Consider the following 15,761-nt stretch of genomic DNA (forward strand, 5'->3'; position numbering starts at 1 on the left):
ATACAAAGTATCGTCTTCGTTTGCTTCGACCGAAGTCTAAGCTCCTTGCACATTTGGTTCGTTCATTCTTTATTCAGTTTTCAAAGGTCAATCGTGTATCACGTGTTACGTGATTGCTTATTTATAATACCACTTGACCAGCTCGTTGTCAACGTCTTTTTAAAATATTTTTTAAGATATTTTAAACGTTTTCGAACTGCAGTAGCAACTCTTATATATTATCAAATTCAGAATCATCTGTCAACAACTATTTTTTATCGGGACAAAAGATTAATTTGACAACTTAAACAGTCTACCATCTGACGGACGCCCTGTCAACAATAAAAGGAATGTTTTTGAAAATGGGCTATCAAATGTTTTCCGAATCCGCAGACAAAAAGATTCCACAGACTAGTTGCGGATATTATAGTCAGTTTGTTCGTCAAGGAGGAATTGTTTTGACCATCGTTGCTTATGTATCCATCTTTTATTTCGGAGCCATTTTCGGATCTTTTTTCACCGTCCTGGGAACGCGCATCCCCATCAAAGAAAACTTCACCACCACACGTTCCCACTGCATCCATTGTCAGCATACGCTGCAGACCAAAGATCTTTTTCCGATTTTTTCTTACGTGTCCCACCGCGGGAAGTGTGCGTACTGCTCCACAAAAATAGATGCAATGTACTTCACTTCGGAAATCATTTCTGGTTTCGTGGCGTGTCTGCTCTATTATTTCTACGCAACAGATCTTTGGCAGTTGGCTGCTCTCGCTTTTGTGTTCTCGCTGCTGCTGGTCATATCGATCGCCGACTATCTCTATCTGTTGATTCCCGATCGCTTTCAGCTTTTATTGCTGTTTGGTGTCTTGTTTCGCCAAGCCGTCCTTCCGGTGGCGGATTGGCTGGGAGCCTTCATCAGTTTCTTCGTGATTTTTTCTTTGTTGTTTTTCACAAGTCTCTCTCTTCCTGACGGGATCGGGGGCGGAGATGTCAAACTGCTTTCGATCTTGAGCCTCACTTTCGGGTTGGAACCCACCTTGTTCATCATTCTATTAGCCAGTTTCTCCGCAGGTTCCTATTTTCTGCACACCCACATGGCGAAAGGCAGCTCCTTGCAGCGCAGATTGCCTTTCGGTCCCTTCCTCGCCGCGTCTGCTGTTGTGGTGCACTTCGCACAGATGCTTTTAATCCGTTGATGCCTCTTTGATACTATTTGGGAATTGCATTCATGCTCAGAAATAACCCGTCAAAACATTGTTGACGGGGAAAATCAGTTCAAATCACAGTCAGAAAACCCGTCAAAACCACCTTGGCGGGGAAAAATGTCCGCGGACAACTTGAGTTCCCCCGCCAAACCCATTTTCGCGGGGAATTCCGCCACCAAATCCAAACTAAAACCAAAAAACGTCCCGGAAAAGCAATTTGCTTTTCCGGGACGTTTTTTGTTTTATCCTCTGTAGTCAGATAGGTTTGAACCAGTTTCGGCTGTGTCAGTGATGCTATAGACGCTCTCACTTTCGGCTTCGACGGCTTTCGGCTCCATCTTACGGTAGCGGGCCATACCTGTACCAGCAGGGATGATCTTACCGATGATAACATTCTCTTTAAGACCCAATAAGGAATCTTTCTTGCCGCGGATCGCAGCATCCGTCAAGACACGAGTCGTTTCTTGGAAGGAAGCAGCAGACAAGAAGCTGTTTGTTTCCAAGGACGCTTTTGTGATCCCCAACAGGACTGGACGGGCTGTTGCTGGAACTTCCCCAGCGTTGATGACAGAACGGTTACGGTCTTCGAAATCTGAGATATCCATCAGTGTACCTGGCAGGATATCTGTTGAACCCGGATCCATAACGCGGACTTTACGCAACATTTGACGGACCATAACTTCGATATGCTTGTCGCCGATTTCTACCCCTTGCATACGGTATACTTTCTGAACTTCGCGGAGCAAGTAAGTCTCAACAGACAGTACGTCACGGACGCGCAACAAGCTCTTAGGCTCGATGGATCCTTCAGTCAATGGATCACCACGGTGAACGATGTCGCCTTCAGCCACTTTCGTACGTGCAGTGTAAGGGATGGTATACGTTCTTGTATCCGTGATACCTTTGACTGTTACTTCTTTGGAACGATCGGACGCACTTTCATCGATGGAGACAACTTCCCCGGTAACTTCTGTGATGATAGCTTGCCCTTTCGGATTACGCGCTTCAAAGATTTCTTGGATACGCGGCAAACCTTGTGTGATATCGTCTCCGGCAACCCCACCCGTATGGAATGTACGCATGGTCAATTGGGTACCTGGTTCACCGATGGATTGGGCAGCGATCGTACCGACTGCTTCACCGACCTCAACATTTGAACCAGTAGCCAAGTTGCGGCCGTAGCAACGTTTGCAGACGCCGTGTCTTGTGTGGCATGTGAATACGGAACGGATCGTCACTTCTTCGATACCGGCATCAATGATTTCTTTCGCCATATCTTCTGTGATCAATTGGTTATGCACAGCAAGAACTTTGCCGTTCTCAGGATGGATAACTGTTTTTTGAGTATAACGGCCAATCAGACGCTCTTCCAAGTCCTCAATGACTTCATTGCCTTCTCGGATGGAACGGACTATCAGACCACGATCGGTTCCGCAATCGTCTTCACGGATGATGACATCTTGCGCCACGTCAACCAAACGACGAGTCAGGTAACCTGAATCGGCTGTCTTCAAGGCTGTATCGGTCATCCCTTTACGAGCTCCATGGGTAGAGATAAACATTTCCAAAACGCTTAGTCCTTCACGGAAGTTCGAAGTGATCGGCAATTCCATGATCTTACCGTTTGGAGCAGCCATCAGACCACGCATACCCGCCAACTGGGTAAAGTTGGAGATGTTACCACGGGCTCCGGAATCACTCATCATGAAGATCGGGTTTTCTTGTCCCAATGTCTTCATCAGCTCGACTTGGATTTCGTCCTTCGCCATGTTCCATGTCATGATGACACTGGTGTATCTTTCATCATCAGTGATCAGACCACGACGGAATTGTTTCATGATATTATCGACTTTTTTGTGGGCTCTATCCAGAATTTCCGCTTTGGATTCCAATACCAAGATATCGGCGATCCCTACGGTGATACCTGCACGAGTCGAGATTTTGTAACCTAGGTCCTTCATTTTGTCCAGCATCTTCGAAGTTTCCGTTACTTGGAACTTCTTGAATACGGCAGCAATGATGTTCCCAAGGTATTTCTTCTTGAACGGTCCGACAATTTCTTGTTTTTTGATGAACGCTGGAATATCTTCGCCGGGTTCGGCAAAATATTTATCCGGAGTCGCAACGTCCAAGTTGAATTGGGTAGGTTCATTCAGGTACGGGAATTCATCAGGCATGATTTCGTTGAAGAAGATCTTACCGACTGTCGTTACCAACAGACGGCCTCTTTGCCATTCTGTCCATGGTTTCTTAGGCAACGAAAGCGTGCTGATCGCTACTCTTGTATGCAGATGGACAAAGCCACCTTCATAAGCCAGGCCAGCTTCTTCCGCATTCGAGAAGATCATTCCTTCGCCGACTTTATTTATTTCTTCCAGAGTCAGGTAATAGTTACCCAAGACCATATCCTGGGATGGTGTTACGACTGGTTTGCCATCTTTCGGATTCAAGATGTTCTGTGCAGCCAGCATCAATAGACGCGCTTCTGCTTGTGCTTCTTCGCCCAGCGGTACGTGGACGGCCATTTGGTCACCATCGAAATCGGCATTGTAGGCTTCACATACCAACGGGTGAAGACGGATTGCTTTACCTTCGACAAGTACCGGTTCAAAAGCTTGGATACCCAAACGGTGAAGCGTCGGTGCGCGGTTCAGCAATACTGGATGTTCTCTGATGACATCTTCCAATACATCCCATACATCATCGTCCATACGGTCGATTTTGCGTTTTGCATTTTTGATGTTGCTTGCGATGTCACGGGCAACCAATTCTTTCATCAAGAACGGTTTGAACAACTCGATCGCCATTTCTTTCGGCAATCCGCATTGATACATTTTCAGGAAAGGTCCAACTACGATTACGGAACGTCCGGAGTAGTCAACACGTTTACCCAGCAAGTTTTGACGGAAACGTCCTTGTTTCCCTTTCAACATGTGCGAAAGTGATTTCAACGGACGGTTACCTGGTCCTGTTACAGGACGGCCGCGACGACCGTTATCGATCAAAGCATCGACTGCTTCCTGCAGCATACGTTTTTCATTCTGAACGATGATGTTCGGTGCATTCAAGTCCAACAAACGTTTCAGACGGTTGTTACGGTTTATGACACGACGGTAAAGGTCGTTCAAGTCACTTGTTGCGAAACGGCCGCCTTCCAATTGAACCATCGGACGCAAATCTGGAGGGATTACCGGGATTACATCCATGATCATCCAGCTAGGTTTGTTTCCTGAAGAACGGAAAGCATCCAAGATGTCCAAACGACGGATCGCACGCGTACGTTTTTGTCCAGTCGCGGATTTCAAGTCTTCTTTTAATTGTTCACATTCAGTATCGACATCCACACGATCAAGCAATTGCTTGATTGCTTCCGCTCCCATGGCCGCATGGAAACTGTTTCCGAATTGCGCCCGTTTGTCACGGTATTCTCTTTCCGTCAGCAACTGCTTCGATTCCAACACAGTGTCACCTGGTTCGATGACAACGTATGAAGCGAAGTAAATGATTTCTTCCAATGCGCGCGGGCTCATATCCAATACAAGTCCCATACGGCTAGGAATCCCTTTGAAGTACCATACATGGGTTACAGGAGCAGCCAATTCGATATGGCCCATTCTTTCACGACGGACCTTAGCGCGGGTTACTTCAACGCCACAGCGATCGCAAACGATGCCTTTGTAACGGATACCATTGTATTTACCACATGAACATTTCCAGTCCTTTTGCGGTCCAAAAATTCTCTCACAGAACAAACCTTCTTTTTCAGGTTTCAGTGTTCTGTAGTTGATTGTTTCTGGTTTTTTAACTTCCCCGTAAGACCAGCTACGGATCTTATCAGGAGAAGCCAAAGAGATTTGCATACTTTCAAATTTATTAACGTCTATCAAGGGGCCAACCTCCCTTTATTCTTTGAGCTGCCCAAAATGCTCTATCTGCGTTTCTCGTGAGGCAATGCGCTTTGATCAAACATGCACCCGAACGCCTCAGCAGCGTCCGGGAACACGAATCAGTCTCTCTTCATTGCTTCAGATTGTTTATTTAATCTTTCCATATTCACAACATCGTCTTCTTCATCCATGTCGCGCAATTCGATTTCTTCTTCTGCTTCATCAAGCACTTTCATATCCAATCCGAGTGCTTGCAATTCTTTCACCAATACGCGGAATGATTCAGGTACACCTGGACGAGGAATTGTTTCGCCTTTGACGATCGCTTCGTATGTTTTCACACGACCGACAACATCATCTGATTTGTATGTCAAGATTTCTTGCAATGTATAGGCAGCACCATAAGCTTCCAGTGCCCAAACTTCCATCTCTCCGAAACGTTGTCCACCGAACTGAGCTTTACCACCCAACGGTTGTTGCGTAACTAAAGAGTATGGTCCAGTTGAACGAGCATGCAATTTATCATCGACCATGTGGGACAGTTTCAGATAGTACATGACGCCGACTGATACACGGTTATCGAACGGTTGACCTGTACGGCCATCATAAAGGATCGTTTTGGCATCGTTCGCCATACCGGCTTCAGCCACCGTACCCCAAACGTCATCTTCATCCGCTCCATCGAATACTGGAGATGCGACGTAGATGCCTAATGAACGGGCAGCCATACCTAAGTGAAGTTCCAATACTTGTCCGATGTTCATACGCGATGGTACCCCTAGAGGGTTCAACATGATGTCAACAGGAGTGCCGTCTGGCATGTATGGCATATCTTCTTCAGGCATGATACGGGACACAACCCCTTTGTTACCATGACGTCCGGCCATTTTATCCCCTTCGTTGATCTTACGTTTTTGAACGATATAGACACGCACCAACAGATTCACACCAGGTGACAATTCATCCCCTGCTTCACGGGTAAAGATCTTCACATCGTGGACGATACCGCCGCCGCCGTGAGGAACACGTAGCGATGTATCGCGCACTTCGCGCGCTTTTTCACCGAAGATGGCATGCAACAGACGCTCTTCCGCAGACAGTTCCGTCATCCCTTTAGGAGTGACTTTACCGACCAGGATATCCCCGTCTTTGACTTCCGCACCGATGCGGATGATGCCGCGCTCGTCAAGATCTTTCAAAGCATCTTCGCCGACGTTAGGCAATTCGCGGGTGATTTCTTCAGGTCCAAGCTTCGTATCACGTGCTTCTGATTCATATTCTTCGATATGGATAGAAGTGTACACATCATCACGCACAAGACGTTCGTTCATGATAACAGCATCTTCGTAGTTGTAACCTTCCCAAGTCATGAAGGCAACCAAAACGTTCTGTCCAAGAGCCATTTCGCCTTTTTCCATAGATGGGCCATCCGCTAATGTCTCGCCGACATCGACACGGTCTCCCAAAGCTACGATCGGACGTTGGTTATAGCAAGTTCCTGAGTTGGAACGTTGGAACTTGATGATTTCGTATTTATCCAAAGCGCCATTGTCGCGACGGACACGGATTTCTTTGGCATCCACGTATTCAACCACACCATCATTCTGGCACAACAGGGCTGCACCTGAGTCATGAGCGGCTTTGTATTCCATTCCGGTACCGACAAACGGTGCTTGCGGGTTGATCAACGGAACAGCTTGACGTTGCATGTTGGCACCCATCAAAGCACGGTTGGAGTCATCGTTTTCCAAGAACGGAATGCAGGCTGTCGCGACAGCAACTACTTGTTTTGGAGAAACGTCCATGTAATCGACGCGTTCGATCGGAACTTCCAAGTTGTCATGGATATAACGGGCCATGACGATATTATTGGCGAAGCTTCCGTCTTCCAATAGGACCGAGTTGGCTTGCGCAACGGTGAAGTTATCTTCTTCGTCAGCGGTCAAGTAGTCGATGATATTGGTAACTTTGTGCGTGTTCCAGTCGACACGACGGTATGGCGTTTCAATGAAGCCATATTTGTTGATTTTTGCGTAACTGGACAAGCTGTTGATCAGTCCGATATTCGGGCCCTCAGGCGTTTCGATCGGACACATACGGCCATAGTGGGAATAGTGAACGTCTCGGACTTCATATCCGGCACGGTCCCGCGTCAAACCGCCGGGTCCTAAGGCTGAAAGACGACGTTTGTGCGTCAATTCGCCCAATGGATTCGTTTGGTCCATAAACTGTGACAATTGGGAAGAACCAAAGAATTCTTTGATTGCAGCCACTACCGGGCGGATGTTGATCAATTGTTGCGGCGTTACGGTAGAAACATCCTGGATGGACATTCTTTCGCGCACGACACGCTCCATCCGTGACAAACCGATGCGGAATTGGTTCTGCAACAACTCTCCGACTGAACGGATACGTCTGTTACCCAAATGGTCGATGTCATCCGTTGTTCCCAATCCTTCAGTAAGGTTGAAGAAGTAGTTCATGGAAGCAAAGATGTCGGCAGTCGTCAGATGTTTGATATCGTCAGCAATTTCGGAATTTCCGATGATGTTGATGACTTTCTCAGGGTCTTTCTTAGAGTAGACTTTCACTACCTGCATAACGACAGGATCAGTCACAACGCCATCATCAGAAGGATACAACGTCACTTGGTTCAAGCCGTTATCCAAATAAGACGTTAAGCGTTCCATCATGCCGCGGTCCAATTCGGTCCCTTTTTCTGCGATGATTTCACCTGTTTCAGGATCGACCAATGTTTCAGCCAATATCTGGTTGTACAAGCGTGTTTTGACATTCAATTTTTTATTTACTTTATAGCGTCCAACCGGAGCCATGTCATATCTTCTTGGGTCGAAGAAACGGGCATTCAGCAAGTTACGCGAGCTGTCGGCCGTTTTCGGTTCGCCTGGACGAAGTCTCTCGTAGACGTCTTTCAACGCTTCTTCTGTTCTGGAGTCCGATGCGTTTTTATGCACGTCTTTTTCCATAGTCAAACGTAAGCTTTCGTGGTCGCCGAAGATTTCAAGAATCTGGTCATCCGAACCGAAGCCCAATGCGCGGACCAAAACGGTCAACGGGATTTTTCTGGTACGGTCGATACGGACGTAAGAGATGTCTTTCGCATCCGTCTCATATTCCAACCATGCGCCACGGTTAGGAATCAATGTGTTTCCGAAACTTTCTTTTCCGTTTTTGTCCATCTTTTTATGGAAATAAACGCCTGGAGAACGAACCAACTGGGAGACGATAACACGTTCCGCTCCGTTGATGATGAAGGTACCCATGTCTGTCATTAATGGGAAATCCCCAAAGAAAACTTCCTGGTCTTTGATTTCACCTGTTTCTTTGTTGATCAAACGCAGTTTTACATAAATCGGTGCCGAGTAGTTGGCATCATGTGCACGTGCTTCTGAAACAGTGTATTTTGGATCATGGAATTCATAATCGACAAATTCCAATGCTAAGTTCCCTGTGTGATCTTCGATCGGCGTGATGTCCTTGAACATCTCTTTGATCCCGGTTTCCAGGAACCATTCATAAGAATCCGATTGAATCTCAATCAGGTTAGGAAGCTCTAACACTTCACTGATACGCGAATAACTTCTGCGGGTACGTTGTTTCCCGAATTTTTCATTATGCCCTAACAACTTCTTCACCCCTACTTAAATTTAGACCTTTAGCGACAACACACTCTTATGTTGCATTTTCGCAACAAGTGTTACGTTTTTGTTACATATACATTCCGCAACGTTTTTTTGGCAAAAAAAAACCAAAAGAAGGTTGCAATTTCTGAGAAAATTACTCTTTCTTTTGTTTTCTGCCTCGAAAAGCGCGTCTGGACAATATTTCAGTCGCGTTTTCTGAATTATCTTATGCGTCTATATTACCTTACTATTCTACACACATGGCTTTCATTTGTCAATAGCCTTCTGCCCGTATCCGGAGCGATCCGGGACGCGCATTAAGCCTTGACTGATTGGATGATCCAATACCCTTTGTCGCGTGCGATGACTTCGACATTCCCGAAGACATCCAGCATTTTCTGCTCCGCACTCGGCGCGCCTTGCTTCTTTTGGATGACCACAGTCAACGTGCCACCCGACAAGAGATGCGTGTGTGCTTCCGACAGGATGCGATGGACGACCTGTTTCCCGGCGCGGATCGGCGGATTGCTGACGATTGCAGCGAATTGCCTTCCTTGCGGCACTTGGTCATAAGTATTCGATTCGTAGACTTTCACATTGCGGATGTTGTTGGCTTCCGCATTTCTGCGTGCCAAAGACAAAGCCCGCTCGTTTACGTCCACCATCTCCACCAGTCTGGCAGGATAAGCATACGCGAGCGCAAGCCCCATCGGACCGTAACCGCAGCCGACATCCAGGATATCCCCGGCCACTTCCTCATTCAAGTGGAAGCTTTCGATCAATAAGTGCGAACCGAAGTCGACCGTTCTTTTGGAGAAGACGCCGCTGTCCGAGATGAAACGGAACTCACGACCCCTCAATGGAAACGTCCAGGAAGTTTCCTTGCTTTCGGTTTCAGGGTTCTTTGCGTAGTAATGATTTGACATATTTCCAACTCCTTCTGACGGAAGTCCGATACTGCACGGAAAATATAAGAAAAGCCAGGATAATTGCTTATCCTGGCTAGTCTATTTACACAATCAAGAATTGTGTTTCTGTAGAAACAATCTTTTGAAAAAAGATTATTTAATTGTTACAGAAGCGCCAACTTCTTCTAATTGAGCTTTCAATGCTTCAGCATCTTCTTTAGATACAGCTTCTTTGATAACGCCAGGAGCGCCGTCAACTAGAGCTTTAGCTTCTTTCAAGCCTAGGCCTGTAGCTTCACGTACAACTTTGATTACTTTGATTTTTGAATCGCCAGTTGAAGTTAATTCAACGTTGAATTCAGTTTGCTCTTCTTCAGCTGCTGCTACTGCACCTGCTGCTGCTACTGGAGCTGCAGCTGTTACGCCGAATTCTTCTTCGATAGCTTTTACTAAGTCGTTTAATTCTAGAACTGTTGCTACTTTGATGTCAGCAATGATTGCTTCGATGTTTAATGACATTTTGTGTTCCTCCGTTTTTGGTTTTAGTTTTTTTGCGCCTCCCGAGGGAAGCTTTTGTTTGATTCTTCAACAGAACTGCAGATTATGCAGCTTCGCCGTCTTTTTCGGATACAGCTTTAATAGCCAACGCAAAGTTGCGGACTGGAGCTTGTAGTACTGAAAGTAACATAGAAAGCATACCTTCGCGGTTTGGTAGTTTTGCCAAAGCTTCGATTTCTTCTTTAGAAGAAACGTTCCCTTCAACGATACCACCTTTGATTTCTAGTTTTTCAGCAGTTTTTGCGAATTCAGCCATAATTTTGGCTGGAGCAACAACATCTTCAGAACTGAATGCAACAGCAGTAGGTCCTTTGAAAATGCTTTCCATTCCTTCCAAACCTGCAGCGACAGCAGCACGTATCATTAGAGAGTTTTTGATAACTTTCATTTCTACGCCAGCTTCACGCAATTGTTTTCTTAATTCAGTCACCTGTTCAACAGTAAGACCTAAATAATCAACAACGACTACAGATGCGGATTCTTGGATTTTTGTTGTCAGTTCTTCAACCAACAGTTGTTTTTTTGCAATAGCAGCTTCACTCATCTTATATTTCACCCCCTGGATTTTATGATAGAATTTCTTGTAAAAACAAAAAACTCTATGTCACCTAGACATAGAGGATCCATAAATATCTCATTGGATTCTTCCTCGGCAGGTATATTAAGGCTCGCACCCCCTGCTGTCTTCGGTAAGCATATATTAACCTCAACGACTATACCAAAGATAGTCGTTCAGGTCAAGGTTTTTTTATAAAGAGCTTGCGTCCACTTTAACGCCAGGTCCAAATGTAGTTGTTACACTTACATTTTTAACGTATTGGCCTTTAGCAGTTGCTGGTTTAGCTTTCACGATTACATCGTTGATCGTACGGAAGTTTTCCAACAATTTAGCATCGTCGAATGATACTTTACCGATAGGAACGTGGATGTTACCAGCTTTGTCAGCACGGTATGTAACTTTACCAGCTTTGATTTCGTCAATAGCTTTCGTTACGTCCATAGTTACAGTACCTGTTTTAGGGTTTGGCATCAAGCCTTTAGGTCCCAATACACGACCCAAACGTCCAACTTCACCCATCATGTCAGGAGTTGCAACGACAACATCAAAGTCAAACCATCCGCCTTGGATTTTTTGAACCATGTCTGCGTCGCCTACGTAGTCTGCACCAGCAGCTTCAGCTTCTTTAGCTTTTTCGCCTTTAGCGAATACTAATACGCGTTGTGTTTTACCAGTTCCGTTTGGAAGCACGACTGCTCCACGGATTTGTTGATCATTTTTACGAGTGTCGATCCCTAAACGGTAAGCGACCTCAACAGTTGCGTCGAATTTTGCAAAATCGACTTCTTTCGCTAATGCTACTGCTTCTTCTACTGAATATGATTTAGTAGAATCCACTTTTTTGGCAGCATCTTGGAATTTTTTACTTTTTTTAGCCATTGAATTTTCCTCCTAGATTGTGGTTTTAACGGATTAACCTCCCACGTGTGGCCAAAAACGTCTAACGAGCGTTCGGAAGGCCACATGAGAAGCTGCCTTTTGAATTAGTCTTGAACTGTAATACCCATTGAACGGGCAGTACCTTCGACCATACGCATAGCAGCTTCTACGTCTGCTGCATTTAAGTCTACCATTTTTGTTTCAGCGATTTCTTTAACTTGGTCACGTGTTACGGTACCAACTTTTTTCTTGTTCGGTTCGCCTGAACCTGATTCGATACCTGCAGCTTTTTTCAGTAATACTGGAGCTGGAGGAGTTTTAGTAATGAAGGTGAATGAACGATCTTCATATACAGAAATGACAACGGGAATGATCATACCTGCTTGGTCAGCTGTACGTGCATTGAATTCTTTACAGAATCCCATGATGTTTACTTGTGCTTGACCCAAAGCTGGACCTACTGGTGGAGCAGGAGATGCTTTACCTGCAGGAATTTGTAACTTAACTAATTTAACAACTTTTTTAGCCACGAGACATACCTCCTTGATTGTTCGTGATGTGGTTTAATGGGGTTAAGATTTCCCCTCCCACTCAATCCATACGCCTGAACGTACCGATATATTATATCAGTACACCCAAATTAATGCAATAGTTTTTTTAGCCTTTGTCCACTTGGTCGTAATCGAGCTCGGCAATTGTTTCGCGGCCGAACATTTCGATCATGACTTTCAACTTGCCTTTTTCGCTGTCCACTTCTTCCACGAACCCTGACAAGCCATTGAATGCGCCATCGGTGATGGTGACAGGCTCGCCTTTTTCGAATTTCACGTCATGCATGCGCGTGCTCATGCCCATGCGCTTCAGAATGACTTCGATTTCTTCATTCAATAAAGGGGACGGCTTGCTTCCCGCTCCATGCGATCCGACGAAACCGGTAACGCCCGGTGTATTACGGACAACGAACCACGCCTCATCAGACATGATCATTTCAACCAATACATAACCAGGGAAGGTTTTTTGCGTAGTGGCTTTCTCTTTGCCATCCTTCACTTCCACTTGCTCTTCTTCCGGAATGACAACGCGGAAGATATGGTCTTCCATATTCATGCTTTGCGCACGCGATTCGATGTTCAGCTTCACTTTGTTTTCATAGCCTGAATAAGTGTGCAACACATACCATTGTTTTTCATTTTCGATCGTTTCCATTTTTCGCATCTTCTTTCTTGGTGGATTTTTATTTGGCTTCGTTTCTTTGTAAACAAAAAAACCTTCCTGTCGTTGAAAGGTTCCTTCTGTACGGCGTTAACATTATAGCATCACGAAGACCGTATGGCTACAAATCTTCTTTTAATTTAAGATTAAATCCATTGCCTCTGTGATCCCAAAATCTACTGCGGCAAAAAATATTCCGAATAGAATGGTTGTAACGACTACCGTATTTGTATATTTTGCTAATTCCTTACCAGTCGGCCAAGTCACTTGCTTCATTTCATCCGCTACGCTCTTCAGAAATTTCATGCTTATCCTCCTACTATATGTTGCCAGTTTCGTCTTTATTTCGTTTCTTTGTGCAAGGTATGCTTTCCGCAGTACCGGCAAAATTTCTTGACTTCCAAACGTTCTGTACGACCTTTTTCAGTAGGTGTGATGGTGTAGTTCCTTGATCCACATACGGTACAGGCTAATGCGGCTTTTCTGATAGCCATGTCGCTCACCTATTTTCTCTCTATTTGTGTACACAATACAAGCTAATATTAGAGCGCCTGTCCCAAATAGTCAACCCTTTTATTTTTATGGATGCGCCCAAAAATACAAAAAGGCCTCCGGATCTGAGACCGGAAACCTTTTTGTTGCGCTATTCATTTCTGCATTACCTTATCCGCGTTGAATCTTATTTCTTATTGAACTGTAACGATTGCATCGCCAAGATCTACAGTACCTTCAGCAACAACTTCAATATTTTTGTAATTGAAAGTGTTTGTGATTACGATAGGAGTAGTTGTCTTGTAACCGGAAGCTTTGATGAAGTCGATATCGAAATCAACCAATTTGTCTCCCACTTCAACAAAATCTCCAGCCTTAACATAGGTAGTGAACCCTTCACCTTTCAGATTGACTGTATCCAATCCGATATGGATCAAAATTTCAACACCTTCGTCAGATTCAAGACCGATAGCATGCTTCGTGTCGAAAACCATGACGACTTTACCGTTGATCGGTGAAACAACTTCACCGACTGCAGGTTCGATTGCGATCCCTTTACCCAATGCTTCACTAGCGAAGGCAGCATCATCCACTTGCGTCAATGGAATGGCGATACCAGCGATAGGCGAACGCAAAGTAGTGGCAACTGTCGCTTTTGCTTCAGCAGCAGGTGCTGCTGGTGTTACTTCAGCTTTTGCTTCTGTTTTTTCGACAGCCTTCAGACCATAGTAGTCCTCTTTGGAAGGCAATTTTGCGGCACTGCCGCTGTCGATGAATTCTTCCAGGTTTGATTTGATATTAGAAACTTTCGGTCCGTAAACAACTTGAACGCCATTTCCTTTATGGATGACGCCGGATGCTCCCGTGCCCTTCAGTAATTCTGCATCAACCAAATCTCCGTTTGCTACAGTTGTACGCAGACGTGTCGCACAGCTGTCGACGTCCACGATGTTCGCTGCGCCGCCCAGACCATAAATGATGGAAGCGGACATTTCATCCGTTTCGTTTTTCACGACCGATGAAATGTCTGCAGCGCCTTCTTGCGCTTTCGCATTCATGTCGGCACGTGTATACAATTTCACTTCAGTCGAATCATCTTCACGACCTGGAGTCTTGTAGTTGAACTTCTTGATCAAGAACGAGAACAGGAAGTAGTAGACTACGAAGTAAACAAGACCGATGACGACGATCCAGATCCAGTTCGTTTTGGCATTCCCTTGCAGGATACCGTACAAGAACATATCGATGAATCCGCCTGAGAAAGTCATGCCGACACCTACGCTGAACATATGCATCAGCATGTAAGCAACACCGGCCAAAGCAGCGTGGATGATATATAAGGGTGTAGCTACAAACAAGAACGTGAATTCCAACGGCTCAGTGATACCAGTAAGCATGGAAGTCAATGCAGCAGACAACAAAAGTCCGCCGGCTTCTTTTCTTTTTTCTGGTTTGGCTGTGCGATACATCGCTAAAGCAGCACCAGGCAAGCCGAAGATCATCAACGGGAATTTACCCGACATAAAGCGGGTAGCCGCAACGCTGAAGACAGTTGTGTCAGGATCAGCCAATTGCGCGAAGAAGATGTTTTGTGCACCTTCGACCATTTTTCCGCCGACTTCCATCGTTCCGCCCACTGCTGTTTGCCAGAACGGCAAGTAGAATACGTGGTGCAGACCGAACGGAATCAACGCACGTTCCATGAATCCGTACAACCAAGTTCCGGCGTAACCAGAACCTTGAACCAAAGCACCGATCGCATTGATGCCTTCTTGCACTGGCGGCCAGATGAAGACCATCAGGATACCTACGAACAAGTAGACGATCGATGAAATGATCGGAACAAAACGAGTGCCTTCAAAGAATGAAAGAGCAGCTGGTAATTGAATTTTATAAAAGCGATTATGAAGTGCAGCAACACCCAAACCGACGATCATACCTCCAAAAACACCCATTTGTAATGACTCAATACCCAACACATTCGTGATGGATCCTTCGATAAACTGATCTGCACCGCCACGGGCTACGATCATAGCGCCGATGGATGAATGCATGATCAGGAAGGCAATGACAGCCGCCAAAGATGCAGTCGCTTTCTCAGCTTTTGCCATACCGATGGCACAGCCGACAGCAAAGATCAACGGCAAGTTCCCAAAGACAACCGATCCAGCCTGGTTCATTACATTCAATACATCATAAATGAATGTCCCTTGACCCATCAGTTCCGTTAAACCATATGTTTCTAGTGTCGTAGCATTAGTAAATGACCCACCGATACCCAAAAAGAGTCCGGCTACTGGTAAAATAGCGATCGGCAACATGAACGAACGGCCAACACGCTGTAAAACACCAAAAAGTTTGTCCTTCATTTTTAATCCTCCAAATACGGACAAGGAAAATTACGCTGCGGAACAGGCGGACCCGCTCCAATCGCAACT

General features: G+C 45.5%; 12 protein-coding genes and 1 other annotated feature. Of the genes, 1 reads left to right on the forward strand and 11 read right to left on the reverse strand.

Translation table 11 applies throughout. From position 1 onward, the window contains the following. Nucleotides 1-437 precede the first annotated feature (437 nt). Complete coding sequence (locus C8U37_RS08550) at nucleotides 438-1,175, forward strand: prepilin peptidase (protein ID WP_170100233.1); 738 nt, start codon at nucleotides 438-440, stop codon at nucleotides 1,173-1,175. A gap of 251 nt (nucleotides 1,176-1,426) precedes the next feature. Here C8U37_RS08550 and rpoC read toward each other — a convergent pair whose 3' ends face one another. The 11 genes from rpoC to C8U37_RS08605 all read right to left on the reverse strand — a co-directional run bounded on the left by rpoC (nucleotide 1,427) and on the right by C8U37_RS08605 (nucleotide 15,692). Next, entirely contained in the window at nucleotides 1,427-5,071 is a 3,645-nt protein-coding gene (rpoC, locus tag C8U37_RS08555; RefSeq protein ID WP_108032831.1) for a DNA-directed RNA polymerase subunit beta', read from the reverse strand. 119 nt (nucleotides 5,072-5,190) lie between these two features. Next, nucleotides 5,191-8,718, reverse strand: a complete 3,528-nt coding sequence (rpoB, locus tag C8U37_RS08560; RefSeq protein WP_170100234.1) for a DNA-directed RNA polymerase subunit beta — start codon at nucleotides 8,716-8,718, stop codon at nucleotides 5,191-5,193. A gap of 314 nt (nucleotides 8,719-9,032) precedes the next feature. Further along, nucleotides 9,033-9,641, reverse strand: a complete 609-nt coding sequence (locus tag C8U37_RS08565; RefSeq protein WP_108032833.1) for a class I SAM-dependent methyltransferase — start codon at nucleotides 9,639-9,641, stop codon at nucleotides 9,033-9,035. Nucleotides 9,642-9,776: 135 nt separating this feature from the next. Beyond that, nucleotides 9,777-10,142, reverse strand: coding sequence for a 50S ribosomal protein L7/L12 (gene rplL / locus C8U37_RS08570; protein ID WP_086986651.1), 366 nt, complete (start codon nucleotides 10,140-10,142; stop codon nucleotides 9,777-9,779). 82 nt (nucleotides 10,143-10,224) lie between these two features. Continuing rightward, entirely contained in the window at nucleotides 10,225-10,725 is a 501-nt protein-coding gene (rplJ, locus tag C8U37_RS08575) for a 50S ribosomal protein L10 (protein WP_108032834.1), read from the reverse strand. A gap of 37 nt (nucleotides 10,726-10,762) precedes the next feature. Beyond that, nucleotides 10,763-10,889 (reverse strand) — a sequence feature (ribosomal protein L10 leader region). Nucleotides 10,890-10,929: 40 nt separating this feature from the next. Then, nucleotides 10,930-11,619, reverse strand: a complete 690-nt coding sequence (gene rplA / locus C8U37_RS08580) for a 50S ribosomal protein L1 (protein ID WP_108032835.1) — start codon at nucleotides 11,617-11,619, stop codon at nucleotides 10,930-10,932. A 104-nt stretch (nucleotides 11,620-11,723) separates the two neighbouring features. Continuing rightward, nucleotides 11,724-12,149 carry a 50S ribosomal protein L11 gene (gene rplK, locus C8U37_RS08585; RefSeq protein WP_068562458.1) on the reverse strand — a complete coding sequence of 142 codons (426 nt, stop codon included), beginning with the start codon at nucleotides 12,147-12,149 and terminating at the stop codon, nucleotides 11,724-11,726. Between the two features lie 127 nt (nucleotides 12,150-12,276). Continuing rightward, on the reverse strand, nucleotides 12,277-12,825 hold the full coding sequence (nusG, locus tag C8U37_RS08590) for a transcription termination/antitermination protein NusG (RefSeq protein WP_108032836.1): 549 nt from the start codon (nucleotides 12,823-12,825) through the stop codon (nucleotides 12,277-12,279). Nucleotides 12,826-12,966: 141 nt separating this feature from the next. Next, complete coding sequence (gene secE, locus C8U37_RS08595; protein ID WP_086628826.1) at nucleotides 12,967-13,137, reverse strand: preprotein translocase subunit SecE; 171 nt, start codon at nucleotides 13,135-13,137, stop codon at nucleotides 12,967-12,969. 35 nt (nucleotides 13,138-13,172) lie between these two features. Continuing rightward, a complete protein-coding gene (gene rpmG, locus C8U37_RS08600) occupies nucleotides 13,173-13,325 on the reverse strand; it encodes a 50S ribosomal protein L33 (RefSeq protein ID WP_072763840.1) in 153 nt (50 codons plus the stop codon). Nucleotides 13,326-13,517: 192 nt separating this feature from the next. Further along, nucleotides 13,518-15,692: a PTS sugar transporter subunit IIABC gene (locus tag C8U37_RS08605; protein WP_108032837.1), complete on the reverse strand. Its 2,175-nt coding sequence runs from the start codon at nucleotides 15,690-15,692 to the stop codon at nucleotides 13,518-13,520. Nucleotides 15,693-15,761: the final 69 nt, after the last annotated feature.

This window comes from Trichococcus patagoniensis, assembly GCF_003051085.1.
GTDB classification, from domain to species: Bacteria; Bacillota; Bacilli; order Lactobacillales; family Aerococcaceae; genus Trichococcus; species Trichococcus patagoniensis.